Below are 18,244 nucleotides of genomic sequence, written 5' to 3' on the forward strand. Positions count from 1 at the left end.
CAACATGACACAGCAGACAGAAAACAAAACCATTGTGGTTGAGCGCACCCAGACCGGGGTGAAAATCGAAAAGCGCCTACTCAAAGTGCTGAAGGCCATGGCGGAATACCACGACATCACGCTTGGCGACTTGCTGGAAGGTATCGTCTTGCACGCCTTCGATGGCAAGGTAGCGTTTGGTGCAGAGTCGCTGGAGCGCATCCGCCAGCTCAAACAGGTTTATGGGCTGGAGCTGGACGCCAGTGCCAGTCATCGCTTGCAGGAAAAATCCTGAACCAGTCCAACAGGGCAGCGGTCTGCATGGCTTGAAACCAAAGCGTGGCACCCGCATCTAATCAGAATGGCCTGACAGGGCAGGGCTGCCATTGTGAAACTTTATCGACACGATATGGATTTACAATTTGCCCGTCGTCTGTCGGCTGATTTATAAAGCCCCCGCATTCCGCAGCGTTTTCGTATTGCCCGATACCGCAAACGCTGTCACATCAAAAACGCAAGGAGATCCGCATGGCCGTACTCGTTGGTAAGCAAGCACCGTTCTTCGCTGGTGAAAAAACCTTCTCCGCCGTTCTGGGCGATGGTCAGATTGTTGACAACTACTCCTTCCAGGAAGCTACCGCCGGCAAATACGCCGTCGTGTTCTTCTACCCGCTGGATTTCACTTTTGTTTGCCCGTCCGAGCTGATCGCTTTTGATCACCGTCTGGCTGAATTCAAGGCCCGCAATGTAGAAGTGATCGGCGTGTCCATCGACAGCCAGTTCACCCATGCCGCATGGCGCAATACCCCGGTAGAAAAGGGTGGTATCGGCCAGGTTGGCTACACTCTGGTCGCCGACATCCAGCACGAACTGTGCAAGGCCTTTGATGTGGAAGCCGACGGTGGCGTGGCCTTCCGTGGTTCCTTCCTGATCGACAAGGCTGGTGTGGTACAGCATCAGGTGGTAAACAACCTGCCGCTGGGCCGCAATGTGGACGAAATGATCCGCATGGTTGACGCACTGCAGTTCACCGAAGAACACGGTGAAGTCTGCCCGGCAGGCTGGAACAAGGGCAAAAAGGGCATGAAGCCGAACGCAGAAGGCGTTGCTTCCTACCTGGCGGAAAACGCCGCCCAGCTGTAATAGCTTCCACGTCGCTCCTGTCGACGAAAAAGTCATACTGCAACCCCGCTTTACGCGGGGTTTTTCATGGCGTCTGCTATACATGAGTAAAGACCAGACCAGACATCGGGGGGCAATTTGAGCCTTTCTTCCGCCGGAGAAGAGACCGCAGTAAGGCTGCACATCATGGAGCGCTTTCGCGCCGCCCAGCCGTATTCCATGGTTGGCGGTGCATTGCTGGCGCTGGCGATGAGTTTGCACTCTCCCTGGGGCAACATCGCTTGCTGGTGGGGCGGTCTGTTTGCCTGGCAGTGTCTCTACTTTGTCTTTACCTCTCGGTTATTACGCATCGCCGGTGCAGGACAGGGAGTATCCCTGCCGCATTTTCGCCTGTTCGTCCTGGCTACCATTCTGGCCGCTGCCTGGTGGGGCAGCGCCGTCTGGTGGCTGGTGCCTGACAATGACCCGCTTTATCTGATCGTGGTGTTGCTGTGGCTGGCAGGTGTCGCCTCTGCCTACGCGGCCTATCTGACCGGGGTAAAGTTACTGCCGGTGCTGGTGCTGGGCCTGATGCTGCTGATTGTGCAAACCAAGCTATGGGGGACCGGAATTCCGGTATTGCGGCTGGCCGGAATGTCGGTGCTGCTGTTTACTGCCGTGCTGGTGACGATGACCTGGCCCTTGCACCGCTATCTGCGGGAAAGCTATGCGGTCCGGGAAGAAAACAACCGCCTGCTGCTGGACATGACCGAGCAGCAGCACAAGCTGGATGAATACAACCAGCAGTTGGAGGAGCAAAGTCGTCAACTGGACGAGGCGCTGGCGCGTGTAGAAGCGCTGGTGGCGCATGATCCGCTTACCGGTGTGCTGAGCCGGCGTGCGGTGATGACGCGGGCGGACCAGTTGGTTGCCCAGGCGGTTGCTGGTCAGCCATTCTGCCTGGCCATGCTGGATCTGGATCACTTCAAATCCATCAATGACGGCTTTGGTCATCTGGCTGGTGACGAAGTCTTGCGCCAGACCAGCCGGCTGGTAGGGGGCGAACTGCGCGGCAACGATAGTCTGGGGCGCTACGGTGGCGAGGAATTCATGCTGCTGCTGGAGGGGATGACTCAGGATGCGGCCTTGCTGCGGCTGGAGCACATTCGCAATCTGGTACAGCAGCATGACTGGTCGGCACTGATTGGAATGCGTGTGGTAACCGTATCAATAGGGTTGGTGGCCTGGAAAAATGGGCTGGATGTGCCGCAGCTTATCAAGCGGGCGGACACCTTGCTGTATGCCGCCAAACGGGCTGGTCGTAATCAGGTGATGACCGAGGCCGCAGCCGAAGCTGCTGCAAGGGGGCATGCATGAAGCGGCTGGCCTATCTGCAGCAGCAAAACCCGCATTGGCGTGAAGAGGCCGACCTTACGCGCTACTTCGTGGATGCTGCCCATGCTTCCATCGCCCCGGCGGTATGCAGCACCCCACTGCTGGCCTGGATTGCCTACGGTGAGGCATCGCTATGGCGCATGCTGTGCTGGATGGGCCTGTTCTGGCTGGTGGAGTGGCGGCTGATCCTGGTTATCCGGCAATGTCGTCAGCATGACACTCATCCGCTTAGCGTTTATCAGTACTACCCGGCGGTGCGGGATTGCCTGCTGGCCAGCAGTCTGTTGTGGGGTGGTTGTATCTGGTTCATGGCTCCGGTACAGCCTGATCCGGCCTACCAGATGCTGTTGCTGCTGTGGGTAGCCGGCATTTTTGCGCTGCTGTGCATCATGATGGCAGCCTGCCGCGACATTCACGTGCTGTTTTTTGCCGCGTTCTGGGCGTTTCCGGTATTTTCCCTCCTCAATGGCGGGAAAAGGCTGGAGCTGCTGGCCCTCTTGGGTGTGAGCATCTATCTGTTATCGCAATGGCGCTTTGTACGTGGTTTCCAGCAGACATTGTTTGACACCGTGCAGCTCAAACATGCCAATCAGAACATGATGGACAAGTTGGTGGAAATGCACGTACAGGCCACCATGCAGCGGGTTAGCCTGGAAGAGAACCGGCAGGCGCTGCAGATGGCTGTTGCCGAAGGGGAGCGATTGCTGGAGTGCGATGCGCTCACCGGCTGTTTCAACCAGCGGGCGCTGCGCAGGCAACTGGACAAGTACGCCGCCGACAGCATTGCCAGCGGCAGCAGCTGGTCCCTATCCATTCTGGACCTGGACCATTTCAAGCAGGTCAATGATACCTTCGGCCATCAGGCTGGCGATGCGGTGCTGGAGCAACTGGTGCAGAAGGTCAGCCAATTGCTGCCGGACGGCTTGCAGATGTTCCGCTATGGCGGAGAAGAATTCGTGGTGCTGGCCCCTGCCATGCAGGAAGCCGAATTGGCCGCCTGCCTGGATGGCATTCGTCAGCAACTGGCCGTGTCACGCTGGGAAGCGTTGCCGGCCTCATGGCAGCAAACCATCTCGGCCGGGGTGGTTGCCTGCCAGCCTGGCGAGCAGGTCAATCATTGCCTGCAACAGGCCGACCTGGCGCTTTATGCCGCCAAACATCGTGGCCGCAACCGGATTTGCCTTGCCAGTGATCTGGTTGATGTGCCGCTCAAACGCTTTTCTCATTCATCCTGAATATTATTTCAATGGCAGCTTGGCCTTCACCGTGCGCATCATGGTAGCTTGTACGCTGGCTACAGGGTGTAGCCCGTCAGGCTGGAACTTGCTGATGTCGGTGGCAAACCCGGCAACCAGCAACGGCACGTAGGCCAGTTGGTTGCGCTTTGCGATGCGGTCGTACACCGCGCGGAACTCGGCGGTGTATTGCGGGCCATAGTTGCTGGGCAAGGCCATGCCTACCAGCACCACCCGGGCCGAGGCCTTGCGCGACAGTGCGATCATCTGCTGCAGATTGCGCTCCATGCCGGCAAGTGGCAGGCCGCGCAAGCCATCATTGGCACCCAGCTCCAGCACTACGATGTCCGGTTTGTGACGGCGGAGTGCATCAGGCAGCCGTGCCAGGCCACCGTCACTGGTTTCACCGGAGATGCTGGCATTGATAATCCGGTGCTTTGGCTCCAGATCCTGTTGTAACAGGCTGACCCAGCCTTGGCCTGTCTGCAGGCCGTAACCGGCAGACAGGCTGTCGCCCATCACCAGGATGGTGGCAGCCCCGGCCGGAAGGGCCAGCCAGGCAGCAAACAGGGTGCAAACCAGCTTTACCATTGCAGAAGACATATGACTCCAATCGAGAACAAGGCAGTGCTGTCGGCGCGGGATCTGGCCAAACAGGTGGTATTTAACGGGGCTCCACTGGATATCCTGCAGACGGCCAGCCTGAGCGTGCAGCCGGGCGAAAGCGTGGCCATTGTCGGGGCTTCCGGTTCGGGCAAGTCTACCCTGCTATCCCTGCTGGCCGGGCTGGATCAGCCAACGCACGGCGAGGTCGCCCTGTTTGGCCAGTCGCTGGCCGGTTTGAGCGAAGATGGCCGCGCGCTGCTGCGCAGGGACAAGGTGGGGTTCGTATTCCAGAATTTCCAGCTCATGCCACAACTGACTGCGCTGGAAAACGTCATGCTGCCGCTGGAGCTGGCTGGGCGCAAGGACGCCCGCGATACCGCCAGCCAGATGCTGGGTCATGTTGGCTTGGCGCATCGCCTGCGTCACTATCCCAGGCATCTGTCCGGCGGCGAGCAGCAAAGAGTGGCGCTGGCGCGTGCCTTTGCCATTCACCCCGGCATCCTGTTTGCCGATGAGCCCACCGGCAATCTTGATGCCGCCACTGGCCGGCAGATCATCGATCTGCTGTTCCAGCTCAATAGCGAACAGCATACCTCGCTGGTGCTGGTAACCCACGATAACGAACTGGCCAGCCGCTGCGATGCCATCTACCGGCTGGTGGACGGCCAACTGAACGGGGCGCGCGCATGAGCTGGTGGAGCCGACTGCTGCTGGCAGCACGCTTTGTACGTCGCGAAATCGTATCCGGCGAGTTGAGCATTCTGGCACTCGCCCTCTTGGTAGCGGTGACGGCACTCACCAGCGTCAGCTTCTTTTCTGACCGGGTGGCGCGGGCGCTCACCACCCAGGCCACTCAGTTGCTGGCAGCCGATCTGGTGCTTAACGGCAACCAGCCGGCACCGGCCATCATCCGTCAGGAAGCGCAGCGCCGTGGCCTCCGGCTGGCGGACAACATCAGCTTCCCGTCCATGGTGTTTGCCCAAGGGCAGGCCACGCTAGCCACCTACAAGGCGGTGAGCAACAGCTACCCGCTGCGTGGGGAAATGACCGTGCGCGGAGAGAGCGGACAGGCGCAAACCGGCAGCCTGCATCCTGCCACTGGCACGGTATGGGCCGATGCCAGGCTGCTGCGCAAGCTGGGGCTGAAGCTGGGTGACAACATCACGGTCGGCAATACAGCCTTGCGGCTGAGCGGTGAAATCCTGCGCGAGCCTGATGGAGCCATGGATTTGTACAATTTTGTGCCACGGCTGATGTTCAATAGTACGGACCTGCCGGCCACCGGGCTGATCCAGGAGGGTAGCCGTGCGCGCTGGCGACTGATGCTGGCCGGGGACGACCGCCAGATCAGCGACTTCCGCCAGTGGCTGAGTCAGCACCTACCCGCTGGCAGCCGGTTGGAAAACGTAGAAGAAGCACGCCCGGAAATCCGTACTGCACTGGAACGTGCGCGGCGTTTTCTCGGCCTCACTGCCATGTTGACTGTGGCTCTGTCTGCGGCGGCGGTGGCGCTGGCAGTAAGGCGCTATCTGGCCCGGCACTGGCAGCCGGTGGCGGTGTTGCGCTGCATGGGGCTGACCTCGTCCGAAGTGCTGGGCCTGTTTGTCTGCCTGTTCCTGCTGCTGGGTCTGCTAAGCGGTGGGCTGGGCGCGTTGGCCGGTTATGCGGTGCAATTGGGACTGATGCAACTGAGCAGCCGTTTTGTTGGCGAAGTACTGCCGGACCCGGGCTGGCAAAGCTGGTTACTGGGGCCGGCTGCTTCATTGCTGCTGCTGACCGGCCTGGCGTTGCCCCCGCTGCTGGCAATACGCAATGTGTCTCCGCTGGCGGTGCTGCGTAATGACCTGCCCTTGTTGCGCAGCAATCTGGCTGCGCCTCTGCTGGCGGTACTGGTCTTGCTGCTGCTGGCAGCATGGCAGATGGACGATCTGACCCTGGCCGCCTGGTTGCTGGGGGGGATGGCGGCCTTCTTTGCCGGCGTGGCGTTGCTGACCTGGGGCATGCTGTGGTTGTTGCGGCACTTGCCGGCGGGGCGGCAGATCGGCTGGCGCTATGGCGTGGCCAATCTGGCGCGCAGACCGTGGCTGGCCATCGTGCAGATTGTGGCGCTGGCAGTGGGCATCATGGCCTTACTCACTCTCACCCTGGTGCGTGACGACCTGATTTTAGCCTGGCAGCAGAGCATTCCGGCAGATGCACCCAATAAGTTTGTCATCAACATTCAGCAAAACCAGCGCCTGGCTTTGCAGCAGCGCTTTGTTGATGCTGGCCTGCCAGCACCGCAGCTGGCACCGATGATCCGTGGTCGGCTGGTGGCCATTAATGACAAACCGGTACGGCCATCTGCATTGCCGGATGAGCAGGCGCGGCGGCTGGCCGAGCGTGAATTCAATCTGTCCTGGCGCGACAGCCTGCCGGAGGGCAACCGGCTGGTGGCGGGGCAATGGTGGCAGGATAAGGCCCGGCCACAGTTTTCGGTCGAGCAGGGGCTGGCCAGAACGCTGGGTATCCGCATGGGGGATACGCTGGCATTTGATATCGGCGGCACTACTTACCGTGCCAGGGTGAGCAGCCTGCGCGCGGTGGCCTGGGACAGCTTCCGGGTCAACTTCTTTGTGCTGGCACCGCCATCCCTGTTGCAGCAGCAGCCAGCCAGCTGGATCAGCAGTTTCCGGCTGGATGCAGCGCAGGAGGATTTTGCCAACCGGCTGGTTGCGGCCTTCCCCAATATCACCATCATTGATGTCAGCGCTATTCTGAACGAAGTGCGCACCATGGTGGACAAGCTGACTCGCGGCATCGAAGCCATGTTTGTACTTGCACTGGCGGCTGGTGTGCTGGTGTTGTGGGCTGCCCTGGCCGCCACACGGGACGAACGCCTGTTTGATATCGCCCTGATGCGTGCGCTGGGTGCCTCGGATGCGCAGGTACGCAGTGTGGTGCTGGCCGAACTGGCTTGGCTGGGTGGTTTTACCGGCCTGCTGGCTGCGCTGGGTGCCATGGGTGTGGGTGGTATCGCGGCCAGCAAGCTGTTCAACCTGCCGTGGGTAATGAATGGCTGGCTACTGCCGCTGGGCATGGGCTGCGGCATGCTGGTGGTGATGCTGGCTGGCTGGCCGTTGATCGGCAAGGTGACGCGCAGCTCGCCACTGGCGGTATTGCGTGCAGTCTGATGGTAGGGCGGTACAAAGCCGCAAGAAATAACAAGGCGGGTAGACCCGCTTGCAAGGAGTGCAGGAAATGGATTCCCAGGTGTTGGCGGCAATGGCCAAATGGCCCAATGTGCCGGCGGTATTCGGCTGGTTGCGGCTGGATGCGCGCGGGCAGTGGTGGATACGCGAAGAACGCCTGACGCATGAAGGCATGGCGGCCTTCTTCAACCGCAATTACAGCCGCGATGCCCAGGGGCGTTACTATGTCCAGAACGGCCCGCAAAAGGTGTTTGTCAATCTGGATGCCGCGCCGCTGATCGCCCGGTTTACCGAAGGCCGCTGGCAGACCTTGCCCTGCGATGATGATGTGCAGGCGCGGGCGGCCTTCATGACCGACGACGGGCAGCTGTTCATCGAAATTGCCGGCGAGCTGGCGGTGGTGGACGACCGCGATCTGACCGGCATTGCTGCGGCCGGTCTGCCCGGCTGGGACGGGGATGTTTCACGCCTGCCGCACAGCCTGCAGTTGGCAGATCACCCCTTGCCGCTCAGCCGTCACAGCCTGGCCGAGCTGTGGCAGCGCTATGGTGTAGTGGTACACCCGCACGCCTGATGGCGTCCGCGAGGATGCAAAAAATCAGCCCAGTCGTTCGGCGCGCGCGCTGACCAGCAGTTTGCGGCCGGCCAGCAGTCCTGCGGCCAGCGCAGTCGCGACAATGCCACCAAACAGCCAGCCCACCGGTGCCCAGCGTCCGGCGACATCGTGAATGATGCCGGCAGCCAGCGGACCGCAAGCTGCCACGGTATAGCCTACGCCTTGTGCCATGCCGGACAGATGAGCGGCAACGTGGGCATCCGGTGCGCGCAGCACCAGCAGGCTGAGCGCCAGGCTGAACGCACCACCCTGGCCAATCCCCAGTAATACCGCCCACAGCCACAGCTGGTTGATGGGGGCGTACAGCATCCCCAGCAGCCCGGCCAGGGTCAGGACCATTACGCAGGCAATCGGCAGGCGCTGGTCGGCACCACGCTGTGCCAACAGCGGAACCCCTAAGGACGCAATCACCTGCGTCATGATGGACAAGGACATCATCAGTCCGGCCTGCAGCGGTGTCAGTCCGCGTTCGATCAGGATGGATGGCATCCAGCCGAACACAATGTAGGACAGCGATGACTGCAAACCCATGTAGACCGTTACCTGCCATGCCAGGGCATCGCGCCACAGACCACGTACCTGCCAGTGCCCCGCATGTTGTTGCTGGTGTGAGGACAGCTGTGGCCACCATACCGCCAGTGCCAGCAGTGCCGGAATGGCCCAGAACGCAAGTGCCGGCTGCCAGCGCTGGCCAAACAGCTGATCCAGCGGCACGGTGGCGCCGGCTGCCAGTGCGGCACCCAGGCATAGTGCCATGGTGTAGACCCCGGTCATCAGGCCGGCCTGAGCTGAGAAGTCACGTTTGACGATGCCCGGCAGCAGCACGCCGATGATGCCGATGGCGGCACCGGACAGTAGCGATCCCATCACCAGGCCGGTCAGTCCCAGTTGGCTGCGCAAGGCAATGCCGCAGGCCAGCAGCAACAGTATGCCGGCGATGCTGCGCTCGCTGCCGAAGCGGCGGGCCAGGTGCGGAGCCAGTGCACCGAACAGACCCAGGCATAGTACCGGCAAGGTGGTGAGCAAGCCGGCCATGGTGGCGGACAGGCCGATTTCAGCCTTTACCTGCCCCAACACCGGAGCCAGGCTGGAGAGGGCGGGGCGCAGATTGATGCCGATCAGAACCATGCCCAGTGCCAGCAGCCAGCGTGATTGAGGTGCTGGGGAGTGGTACTGGACGCCGTCATCATCGATTTCGGCGTCGATCAACAGTTCTTCTGCCAGTTTGTCTGCAATATGTTGTGGCGTGGGTGACATGCTTATTCTCTATTGCTACTGCTGCCTGGCGGTGGCCGGTTGTATTCAGCTGGAGATGGGGGGAGCAGGCGGTCCAGAATCTGCAGCAAGGGCCGGGTGACAGCAGCAGCGGCTGCACCGGCTGCATCGGCATCACCAGCCTGGATGGCAGCAACGATGGCCTGGTGTGAGGGCAGATCCGGGTCCGGCAGCGCTTCGTCGTGAATGGAACGCTGGATGCTGTCCTGCACCACGCGGGAGAAATAGCGATACAGCTCGGCCAGTGCCGCATTACCGCAGGCATCGGCAATGGCCAGGTGGAAATCCAGATCGCGGGCGATGAAATCGTCTGCTTGCGCATACTGGCTTTGTTCGCCGCGTATGGCCAGCGCATCTTCTATCCGTGCCAGTCCGTGGGTATCGGCACGCAATGCCGCCAGTCGGGCTGTGCTTTCCTCCAGCATGGCACGTACTTCCAGCTGCTCGCGCAGGCTGGCACGGCTGATAGCGCGCAGGGCATCGGCCGGGCTGGTCATGGTTTTTACATAGGTGCCGTCACCCTGACGAACCTCCAGCAAGCCGGCGTACAACAGAACCCGAATGGCTTCGCGCACGGTGTTGCGGCTGATGCCCAGCAGAGTGGCCAGCTCGGGTTCGGTGGGGATACGGCTGTCGACCGGCCATTGGCCGGCGGCAAGGCGCTGGCCGATATCTTCGACGGCAAGGTCTACCAGCGAGCGTCTGGCTTGATGCAGTGGCGGCATGTTTTGTCTCTATTCATCCAATCATCCGATGTATTTTGACGCGGCTTGTCACTGGCAGCAAGTTGGGAGAGTGAGGAGGGGGAGGGGGCGGGCCGGGATGGCCCGCCGGGGTGCTTATTTGGCGGCGGAAGCTGCGTCTTTCACGCACTTCTTCACAAAGCTGTTCTTGGCAGCGCCAGCCAGTTTCTTGTCGGCAGCCTTGCCTTCGCACATGGCTTGCGGTGCGGCAGCCTTGCTGTCCTTTTCACATTTCTTCAGGAAGCTGGCCTTGGCGGCACCAGCCAGTTTCTTCTCGGTGGCCTTGGCATCACAGCTGGCGTCTGCAGCCAGAGCGACATTGGCAGTGGCCAGGGTCAACAGTGCCATCATCACGAATTTGCGCATTGCAGGTTCCTCAAGGTTGGATGGGAAACATTCCCGGTTGGCAGGCAGGTATTGCACTGCTTGTGCACCGTAACATATATGGATTTGTCCTGTTTATCCATCACGGATTGTTACAAGGCTTGTCAGCAAGTCATGGCCGCAGGCAGGCATCCGGGGTGCAGGTCTACGGCGAGCCTCCAGTTACCGGACTTACGGGCTTGGGCTGCAATGCCCTTATCCTAGTTCACCTTGATCCAAATGGCATTAATTGTCTTTGTTGCAGGATGGAAGCCGGGCTTGCTGGTATCATTCCGCTTTTACAGCCTGCGGGCTGTCCATACTTCATCTCTTGTTGCTGCATTGCATGAAAACTCTGTCTCGCCTGTTATTGCTGGCCATTCTTGCCGCCATGGGCTGGTTGGCCTGGGTGGTGGTCATTCCGGTTGATCTGCCACAAACGCCTTACAAGCTCACCATCGGCCCCAATCGCACGCTGGGTCAGGTGGCGCGCGGCCTGTCCGAGGAAGGGGTGATCCGTAACCGCAACATCATGATGTGGCTAGGGCGCATGCTGGGCATGGACCGCAAGATCAAGGCTGGTCTTTACCAGTTCAGCGATAGCGCCTCGATGTGGGACATCCTGCAGCGGCTGGCTGACGGCCACCCGGATGAGGCCAGCCTGACGCTGATTGAAGGCTGGAATTTCCACCAGTTCCGCCAGGCCATCGACCGCAACCCGGACATCACCCATGATGCGCGCGGCTTGAGCGATGCCCAGTTGCTGCAGCAACTGGGGCTGGATGGCGTAGCGGCCGAGGGGCTGTTCTTCCCCAGCACCTATCTGTTCACCCCCGGCAGCAGCGATCTGGACCTGTACCGCCGCGCCTATGGCACCATGCAGCAAAAGCTGGATGCCGCCTGGGCGGCACGCAAGGCCGACCTGCCATACCATACGCCCTATGAATTGCTGATCATGGCCAGCCTGGTGGAAAAGGAAACCTCGCTGGATGCCGACCGGCCCCTGGTGGCCGCGGTGTTTGTCAACCGGCTGCACAAGGGCATGCGCCTGCAGACCGATCCGTCGGTCATCTACGGCATGGGCAGCGCCTATCGCGGCAATATCAGCAAGGCCGACTTGCGCCGCGACACGCCCTACAATACCTATACCCGCAACGGCCTGACGCCCACCCCCATCGCCATGCCCGGCAAGGCAGCACTGGAGGCAGCAGCCAATCCGGCCAATTCCACGGCACTGTACTTCGTGGCCAAGGGGGATGGCAGTTCTTACTTCTCTGCCACCCTGGATGAACATAATCAGGCGGTGCGCAAATACATTCTGAAGAAAGGCTCCAATGACTAGTCAGACTGGCTGCTTCATCACGCTGGAAGGCATTGATGGTGCCGGTAAAAGCACCCATCTGGGCTTTATCCGCGACTGGCTGGCCGAGCATGGCATTGCCGCCGAATTCACCCGCGAACCGGGTGGCACGCCGCTGGGCGAGCAAATCCGCGCCTTGCTGCTGGCAGTGGACACCGAAGTGTCGCTGGATGCCGAAACCCTGCTGATGTTCGCCTCGCGCCAACAATTGGTGTCCAGCCTGATCCGTCCTGCACTGCAAGCCGGACGCTGGGTGGTGTCAGACCGCTTTACCGACTCGACCTTTGCCTTTCAGGGTGGTGGCCGCGGCGTGCCGACCGAGCGCATTGCCGTGCTGGAAAACTGGGTGCAGCAAGGCCTGCAGCCCGATCTGACCCTGCTGTTCGATGTACCGCTGGATGTGGCCAGCCAGCGCATGAGCGGCAGCCGCCAGCTGGACCGTTTCGAACAGGAAAAAGCCGACTTTCACCAACGCGTGCGTGATGCCTACTTGCAGCGTGCCGCTGCTGATTCCCGCTTTCGCATTCTGGATGCCACCCGTAGCATTGCCCAGTTGCAACAGGACATTGCCGGCCATCTGGCCGCCTTGCTGGAGCAACGCTAATGCTGTTTCCCTGGCAGCAGCAGGACTGGCAGCGCCTGAATGCCGAACGCACCCGCCTGCCCAACGCCTGGCTGTTCATCGGCCCGGCTGGCACCGGAAAGCTGGAGTTTGCCCTGCACCTGGCCCAGTCGCTGCTGTGCGAGAAGCTGGCGGTCGACCATCAGCCCTGCGGCCAATGCGAGGCCTGCCGCTGGTTCGAGCATGGCACCCATCCAGACTTCCGCCGCCTGTCGCCGCTGACCGACGAAGAAGAAGAGGGCAAGGAAGCCAAGCCCGGACGCAAGCTGCCCCTGATCAAGATTGAAGCCGTGCGCGAGGTTATCGAGTTTGCCCACCTCACCGCCCACCGTGCCGGACGGCGCATCATCGTGGTGGAGCCGGCGGAAAACCTGAACCCGGCGGCAGCCAATGCCTTGCTCAAGATTCTGGAAGAGCCGCCGCAGGATGTGCTGTTCCTGCTGGTGGCACAGGCTGCACAGCGCCTGTTGCCCACCATACGTAGCCGCTGTCGTCAGTTTCCCCTGTCTGCGCCCAGTCAGGCACAGGCGCTGGACTGGCTGCGCCAGCAGGGCGTTACCGATGCCGAAGCCGAGCTGGCTCACAACGGCGGCGCGCCGCTGTTTGATCACGACCCGGCTCTGGCCAAGCTGCGCAGCCAGTTTATTGATGGCCTTGCTCAGCCCACTTTTGCCAGCATCCTCAGTCTGGCCGAGCTGGTGGACAAGCAGAAGCTGCCGCTGGCCATTCCGCTGGGCTGGCTGATGAAATGGCTGCATGATCTGGCTGGTTTGAGTCTGGCAGGGATTGTCCGCTATCATCCAGACAAGCAGGCGGTGTTGCAGGCGCTGGTACAGCGTTGCGACACCGTGGCTCTGATGCGCTGTCAGGATGCTTTGCAGCAGCTGGCTCCCTTTGGTCAGCACACGCTGAATACGCGTTTGCAACTGGAGGCCCTGCTGATGGATTATCTGAAAATCTTTGCCGGTAGTCGTCAGGGCTGAAGCCAGGCGGCTGCAGCAACTGATACCGGTTTTGGACAAGGCTGCGGCAGCAGCCGGCAGCACAACCAACAACAGCGGAATACGCGCAAATGGAAAACACTTCCCGGCCCGATCTAACTCGCCCCGGTGTGCTGTCGCTGCACATCAAGGAACGTAGTGCGTTGTTTGCCGCCTACATGCCTTTTCTTAAGAATGGCGGCATCTTCATTCCCACCAATAAGGACATGAAGCTGGGCGAAGAGGTATTCCTGCTGCTTACGCTGATGGATGAACCACAGAAAATTGCTGTGCAGGCCAAGGTGGTGTGGATTACCCCGGCTGGTGCCAACAACAGTCGCGTGCAGGGCATTGGCGTGGAGTTTGCCTATGGCGAAGCCGGCAACCAGGCCCGGGCCAAGATCGAAACCCTGCTGGGTGGTGTGCTCAACTCCAGCCGTCCCACCCATACCATGTAACCCTGTCACCCGGCCGTGGTCGGGTGCATTGCCAGCCAGATCAAACATCATGCTTGTCGATTCGCATTGCCATATCAATTTTCCCGACCTCTCCAGCCGCCTGACAGAGGTGCTGGGCAATATGCAGCACAACGGTGTCGAGCTGGCGCTGGTAATTGGCGTATCGCGTCCCAAGTATCCTGAAGTATTGGCGCTGGCGGAAAACCACGCCAATCTGTACGCCACCGTGGGTATTCATCCGGACGATCCCGAGGCCGAGGAATTCAGCGAGGAAGAACTGCTGGCCCATGCAGCACACCCGCGCGTGGTGGGCATTGGCGAAACCGGGCTGGATTACCACTGGTGCAAGGGTGATCTGGAATGGCAGCACCAGCGTTTCCGCACCCATATCCGCGCCGCCAAACGCGCAGGCCTGCCGCTGATCATCCATACCCGCGAATCCGCCGCCGACACCATCCGCATCCTGCGTGAAGAAGGTGCCGAGCAGTGTGGCGGGGTGATGCACTGCTTCACCGAAAACTGGGAAGTGGCACAGGCCGCGCTGGAGATCGGCTTTTATATTTCCTTCTCCGGCATCGTGACGTTCAAGAACGCCGCGCAGATCAAGGAAGTGGCGCAGAAAATGCCGCTGGAGCGCATGCTGGTGGAAACCGACTCGCCCTATCTGGCCCCGGTGCCTTACCGTGGCAAGCTGAACGAGCCGGCCTATGTGCGGCACGTGGCTGAGCATATTGCCGAACTGCGCGGTATCCGTTTCGAGGAGGTTGCCGCCGCCACCAGCGACAACTTCTATCGCCTGTTCAGCAAGATCCAGCGCCCGCAAGCCGGGCAGGCTGCCTGATCCCATGACGGCCCCACGTGTTGGCGAGATGGAAATCACCATTCTGGGTTGCGGTTCCAGCTCCGGCACGCCGGCCATCGGCTGTCACTGCGAAACCTGCAGCTCAAGCGATCCGCGCAATCACCGCACGCGCTGCTCGGCCTATATCCGCTGTGGCGACAAGGGCCTGCTGATCGATACCGGCCCGGACCTGCGCCAGCAAGCACTGCGCGAAGGCATCCGCCAGGTGGATGCCGTGCTGTATACCCATCCGCATGCCGATCACCTGAACGGTATCGACGATCTGCGCGCCTTCTGCTATGTCAAGCAAGGTGCCATCGTGCTGTACGGTAATGCCTTCAGCATGGACAACATCACCAGCCGTTTCGGCTATGCGCTGCAGCCGCCGTCCAAGGTGTGGGACAAGCCGGTGCTGCTGCCCGAAGTGGTGGACGGCCCATTCGAACATGATGGCCTGCCCATCACCCCCATTCCCTTGCGACACGGCAGCTGGCCCTGCCTGGGGTGGCGTATTGGCAATGCCGCCTGGCTGACCGACCTGTCCCGTATTCCGGATGAAAGCCTGGCGCTGCTGCAAGGGCTGGATGTGCTGTTTCTGGACTGCCTGAACATGGATGGCTACCCCTCACACCTGGGTTTCCATCAGTCACTGGAGTGGGCAGCCCGCATCGGTGCCCGCCGCACGGTGTTGATCCACATGATTCACCGGCTGGAATACCACGCCTTGTCGGCACTGTGCCCACCGGGCGTTGAAGTGGGGTATGACGGCCTGAAGGTGGTGCTGCCGACACCAACGGCCTAGCTAGCCTGAGAGCTGTTTGCTGCGCGGGCTCCGGTTGTAGGCAGGTCATCCAGCGCGCTGCCACGTAACAGGTGGCGGTTGTAACCCAGCGCAATCAGTTGTTGCCAGGCTTCCAGCACCTCGTCCGGAATGGGCAGTGCCTGCTGAAAACCCAGCCGCGGATAGCGCAGCAGGCGGTGGATGTCACCCACCATTTCTTCGATCAGGCCAAACACCCCCACCATATTGGATACGCCCCAGGGGAAGGCGAACTCCGGCGCATCGACGGAGAAATCGATATCTGGCCAGTGTATCGGCTGGGTCTGGGCCACCCGGCGGATGGAGTTGGGCTTGGTGACAAAGGTAACGCGCCGTACATCCGGGCAGATGGCGCGCGCCAAGGCCAGATTCTCGGCAAAGCTGCGTGCCTGTGGCTCCAGCAGTATTTGCTGTCGCTTGACGCCCAGCGCCAGCGCACGCTCGGCAAACACCTCGGCCTCCGGCCTGTTCCACAAATCGCGCGTCCAGTTGCCGGTATTGCCGCTGATCAGCATGTGCGGGGCAATGCCCTGCTGTAGCAAGGCGGCAGCATGATCCATCACCCGCAGGTCATAAGAGCCGCACACCACCAGCACGTCGCAGGGTTGATGCCCGCGCCCGGCGGAGAGGAAGTCCCAAAGCCGGCCGGCCAATTGCAAGGTGAGGGTGGGGCGGTCCTGTGCGTGGTTCATCGGCACCGCCGCTTACTTCTGCGGAATGTTCTGGCCGCTGACCGGTACGGCGGTGACCGCATTGTCCGGGCTGCCGTCCACCAGCTTGTCGGAATAGGTCAGATACACCAGGGTATTGCGTTTGGCATCGACAATGCGCACCACCCGCACATGCTTGAAGATGAAGGACGCACTCTCCTTGAACACTTCTTCCTGTTTCGGCAGCGGTTTGGCAAAGCTGATGTTGCCGATCTGGCGGCACGCCACGGAAAAGCGCGACGGGTCCTTGGCCAGGCCCACTGCACCGCTATAGCCGCCGGTCTGGGCACGCGATACATAACAGGCCACACCGGCCACCGAGGGGTCGTCGAAGGCCTCCACCACCACCTTGTCGTTGGGGCTGAGCAGGCGGAAGGTGGTGGATACCTTGCCGACTTCCTCGGCCTGGGCCAGGGGAAGCAGGCTGCACAGGCTGGCAGCCAGCAGCAGGGGGCGCAGCAGCGTCATGGTCGTTTCCTGAAGGATAAGTACAGGCTGACAGTCTAAGCCGTGGGCAGCGGTTTGCCCATGCTGGCGAATTCCTGCAGTTCACTGGCAATGAAATGGCTGATCATGGTGCGATACACCTCGGCAGTCAGCCTGGGGTCTGCTCCCAGTTCGCCCGCCAGCTTTTCCACCCGGCGCATCACCTGATCCACCCGCTTGCCGCCTTCCACTTCCTCGTTGCTGTGCTTGAAGCGGGCGGCCTGTTTCACATACAGGCCGCGTTCGGCCAGCAGCGATACCAGCGCACGGTCGATGCGGTCGATTTGCGTGCGTACTTCATCCAGATTCTGACATTGATAGACGAATTCCACGGGTGTTGCTCCTGTTGGCGGCCACCCGCAGCCGGGTGGCCGTGTTGCCATGGTGGATGGCGGCGGATCAGTAGTAATTCAGCCCCATGGCTGCCTTTACCTCACTGAGGGTGACAGCCGCCACCTGACGGGCGCGCGCCGTGCCTTCCTTCAGCATGGCCAGCACGGCGGCCGGGTCGCGCGCGTATTCTTCGCGGCGCTGGCGGATGGGGGCGAGCAGCTCCTGCAGGCATTCCTCCAGATGCTGCTTGATCACGCTGTCGCCCAGCCCGCCCAGGCGGTAGTGGTCCTTCAGGCGTTTGACCAGTTCGATATTGGGGTGGAAGGCATCAAGATAGCTGAACACTACATTGCCTTCCACCTGGCCTGGGTCGGACACGCGCAGATGGTTGGGGTCGGTGTACATCATCTTCACCGCCTGGCGGATTTCATCGGCACTGGCGGACAGGGTGAGGGTGTTGCCCAGCGATTTGGACATCTTGGCCTTGCCGTCGATGCCGGGCAGGCGGGCGCCTACTTCCGGCACCATGGCTTTGGCTTCCACCAGTACCGGGTTTTCCACGCTGGCATTGAAGCGGCGCACGATTTCGTTGGTCTGCTCGATCATCGGAATCTGGTCTTCACCCACCGGCACGATGGTGGCCTTGAAGGCGGTGATGTCGGCGGCCTGGGCGGCAGGGTAGGTGAGGAAGCCGGCCGGGATGTCGCGCTCGTAGCCGCGTTGTTTTATTTCATCCTTGATGGTGGGGTTGCGTTCCAGCCGCGATACCGTCACCAGGTTGAGATAGTAGGACGCCAGCTCGGTCAGCTCCGGCACCAGGCTCTGGATGAAGATGGTGCTCTTGGCCGGGTCTATGCCCACCGCCAGGTAATCCAGCGCCACCTGCAGCACGTTGTCACGTACTTTCAGGTAATTGCCCATATTGTCGGTCAGCGCCTGGGCGTCGGCCAGCAGCAGGAATTGCTGGCAGCGGTCTTGTAGCAGCACGCGGTTGCGCAAGGAGCCAACGTAATGGCCAAGGTGCAGCGAGCCGGTGGTGCGGTCGCCGGTGAGAATGATGTCCTGGGAAGTGATGTCGCTCGGTTTCATGTCGTGTTCCTGTTGCTGATCAAGTAACGGAAACCATCGAC

Annotated in this window: 21 protein-coding genes; 13 read left to right on the top strand and 8 right to left on the bottom strand. The window is 61.1% G+C overall.

Annotated features, from left to right (window positions below; genetic code table 11):
- The first annotated feature begins 4 nt into the window (after positions 1 to 4).
- From GSR16_RS02870 to GSR16_RS02885, 4 genes are all read left to right on the top strand, one after another.
- A complete protein-coding gene (locus GSR16_RS02870) occupies positions 5 to 274 on the top strand; it encodes a hypothetical protein (protein WP_159875054.1) in 270 nt (89 codons plus the stop codon).
- 233 nt (positions 275 to 507) lie between these two features.
- A complete protein-coding gene (locus GSR16_RS02875) occupies positions 508 to 1,122 on the top strand; it encodes a peroxiredoxin (protein WP_159875055.1) in 615 nt (204 codons plus the stop codon).
- A gap of 165 nt (positions 1,123 to 1,287) precedes the next feature.
- Positions 1,288 to 2,457: a GGDEF domain-containing protein gene (locus GSR16_RS02880; RefSeq protein ID WP_159875056.1), complete on the top strand. Its 1,170-nt coding sequence runs from the start codon at positions 1,288 to 1,290 to the stop codon at positions 2,455 to 2,457.
- On the top strand, positions 2,454 to 3,710 hold the full coding sequence (locus GSR16_RS02885) for a GGDEF domain-containing protein (RefSeq protein ID WP_159875057.1): 1,257 nt from the start codon (positions 2,454 to 2,456) through the stop codon (positions 3,708 to 3,710). The genes GSR16_RS02880 and GSR16_RS02885 overlap by 4 nt, the downstream gene beginning before the upstream one ends.
- Positions 3,711 to 3,713: 3 nt before the next feature.
- Here GSR16_RS02885 and GSR16_RS02890 read toward each other — a convergent pair whose 3' ends face one another.
- Positions 3,714 to 4,313 (bottom strand): arylesterase, encoded by a 600-nt coding sequence (locus GSR16_RS02890; protein ID WP_159875058.1) that lies wholly within the window; start codon positions 4,311 to 4,313, stop codon positions 3,714 to 3,716.
- On the opposite strand from GSR16_RS02890, the gene GSR16_RS02895 reads away from it, so the two are divergent.
- The 3 genes from GSR16_RS02895 (at position 4,314) to GSR16_RS02905 (ending at position 8,081) form a co-directional block, all read left to right on the top strand.
- Positions 4,314 to 5,006 carry an ABC transporter ATP-binding protein gene (locus GSR16_RS02895; RefSeq protein WP_159875059.1) on the top strand — a complete coding sequence of 231 codons (693 nt, stop codon included), beginning with the start codon at positions 4,314 to 4,316 and terminating at the stop codon, positions 5,004 to 5,006.
- The gene (locus GSR16_RS02900) at positions 5,003 to 7,489 is read left to right on the top strand and encodes an ABC transporter permease (protein ID WP_159875060.1); all 2,487 of its coding nucleotides are present in this window, start codon (positions 5,003 to 5,005) and stop codon (positions 7,487 to 7,489) included. Before GSR16_RS02895 ends, GSR16_RS02900 begins: the two co-directional genes overlap by 4 nt.
- Before the next feature lie 67 nt (positions 7,490 to 7,556).
- The gene (locus GSR16_RS02905; RefSeq protein WP_159875061.1) at positions 7,557 to 8,081 is read left to right on the top strand and encodes a DUF2946 family protein; all 525 of its coding nucleotides are present in this window, start codon (positions 7,557 to 7,559) and stop codon (positions 8,079 to 8,081) included.
- Between the two features lie 24 nt (positions 8,082 to 8,105).
- Here the strand turns inward: GSR16_RS02905 and GSR16_RS02910 are convergent, their stop codons facing one another.
- The 3 genes from GSR16_RS02910 to GSR16_RS02920 form a co-directional block, all read right to left on the bottom strand.
- Complete coding sequence (locus GSR16_RS02910) at positions 8,106 to 9,380, bottom strand: CynX/NimT family MFS transporter (protein ID WP_159875062.1); 1,275 nt, start codon at positions 9,378 to 9,380, stop codon at positions 8,106 to 8,108.
- 2 nt (positions 9,381 to 9,382) lie between these two features.
- Entirely contained in the window at positions 9,383 to 10,123 is a 741-nt protein-coding gene (locus tag GSR16_RS02915; protein ID WP_159875063.1) for a FadR/GntR family transcriptional regulator, read from the bottom strand.
- A gap of 114 nt (positions 10,124 to 10,237) precedes the next feature.
- Positions 10,238 to 10,507 (bottom strand): hypothetical protein, encoded by a 270-nt coding sequence (locus tag GSR16_RS02920; protein ID WP_159875064.1) that lies wholly within the window; start codon positions 10,505 to 10,507, stop codon positions 10,238 to 10,240.
- Positions 10,508 to 10,850: 343 nt separating this feature from the next.
- Here GSR16_RS02920 and mltG point away from each other — a divergent pair, with 343 nt between their 5' ends.
- From mltG to GSR16_RS02950, 6 genes are all read left to right on the top strand, one after another.
- Positions 10,851 to 11,846 (top strand): endolytic transglycosylase MltG, encoded by a 996-nt coding sequence (gene mltG / locus GSR16_RS02925; RefSeq protein ID WP_159875065.1) that lies wholly within the window; start codon positions 10,851 to 10,853, stop codon positions 11,844 to 11,846.
- A complete protein-coding gene (tmk, locus tag GSR16_RS02930; RefSeq protein ID WP_159875066.1) occupies positions 11,839 to 12,468 on the top strand; it encodes a dTMP kinase in 630 nt (209 codons plus the stop codon). The genes mltG and tmk overlap by 8 nt, the downstream gene beginning before the upstream one ends.
- Positions 12,468 to 13,469, top strand: coding sequence for a DNA polymerase III subunit delta' (locus GSR16_RS02935; protein ID WP_159875067.1), 1,002 nt, complete (start codon positions 12,468 to 12,470; stop codon positions 13,467 to 13,469). Before tmk ends, GSR16_RS02935 begins: the two co-directional genes overlap by 1 nt.
- Positions 13,470 to 13,558: 89 nt before the next feature.
- Positions 13,559 to 13,924: a PilZ domain-containing protein gene (locus GSR16_RS02940; RefSeq protein WP_159875068.1), complete on the top strand. Its 366-nt coding sequence runs from the start codon at positions 13,559 to 13,561 to the stop codon at positions 13,922 to 13,924.
- A 49-nt stretch (positions 13,925 to 13,973) separates the two neighbouring features.
- Positions 13,974 to 14,765: a TatD family hydrolase gene (locus tag GSR16_RS02945; RefSeq protein WP_159875069.1), complete on the top strand. Its 792-nt coding sequence runs from the start codon at positions 13,974 to 13,976 to the stop codon at positions 14,763 to 14,765.
- Between the two features lie 4 nt (positions 14,766 to 14,769).
- On the top strand, positions 14,770 to 15,567 hold the full coding sequence (locus GSR16_RS02950; RefSeq protein WP_205677485.1) for an MBL fold metallo-hydrolase: 798 nt from the start codon (positions 14,770 to 14,772) through the stop codon (positions 15,565 to 15,567).
- Here the strand turns inward: GSR16_RS02950 and GSR16_RS02955 are convergent.
- From GSR16_RS02955 to trpS, 4 genes are all read right to left on the bottom strand, one after another.
- Positions 15,564 to 16,277, bottom strand: a complete 714-nt coding sequence (locus GSR16_RS02955; RefSeq protein WP_159875070.1) for a YdcF family protein — start codon at positions 16,275 to 16,277, stop codon at positions 15,564 to 15,566. The two genes, GSR16_RS02950 and GSR16_RS02955, sit on opposite strands and share 4 nt — an antisense overlap.
- 12 nt (positions 16,278 to 16,289) lie before the next feature.
- Positions 16,290 to 16,763, bottom strand: coding sequence for a CreA family protein (locus GSR16_RS02960; RefSeq protein ID WP_159875071.1), 474 nt, complete (start codon positions 16,761 to 16,763; stop codon positions 16,290 to 16,292).
- A 35-nt stretch (positions 16,764 to 16,798) separates the two neighbouring features.
- A complete protein-coding gene (locus GSR16_RS02965) occupies positions 16,799 to 17,113 on the bottom strand; it encodes a chorismate mutase (RefSeq protein WP_045847249.1) in 315 nt (104 codons plus the stop codon).
- A gap of 67 nt (positions 17,114 to 17,180) precedes the next feature.
- The gene (gene trpS, locus GSR16_RS02970) at positions 17,181 to 18,203 is read right to left on the bottom strand and encodes a tryptophan--tRNA ligase (RefSeq protein WP_062788259.1); all 1,023 of its coding nucleotides are present in this window, start codon (positions 18,201 to 18,203) and stop codon (positions 17,181 to 17,183) included.
- Positions 18,204 to 18,244: the final 41 nt, after the last annotated feature.

It is taken from the genome of Aquitalea denitrificans (assembly GCF_009856625.1).
GTDB lineage: Bacteria > Pseudomonadota > Gammaproteobacteria > Burkholderiales > Chromobacteriaceae > Aquitalea > Aquitalea denitrificans.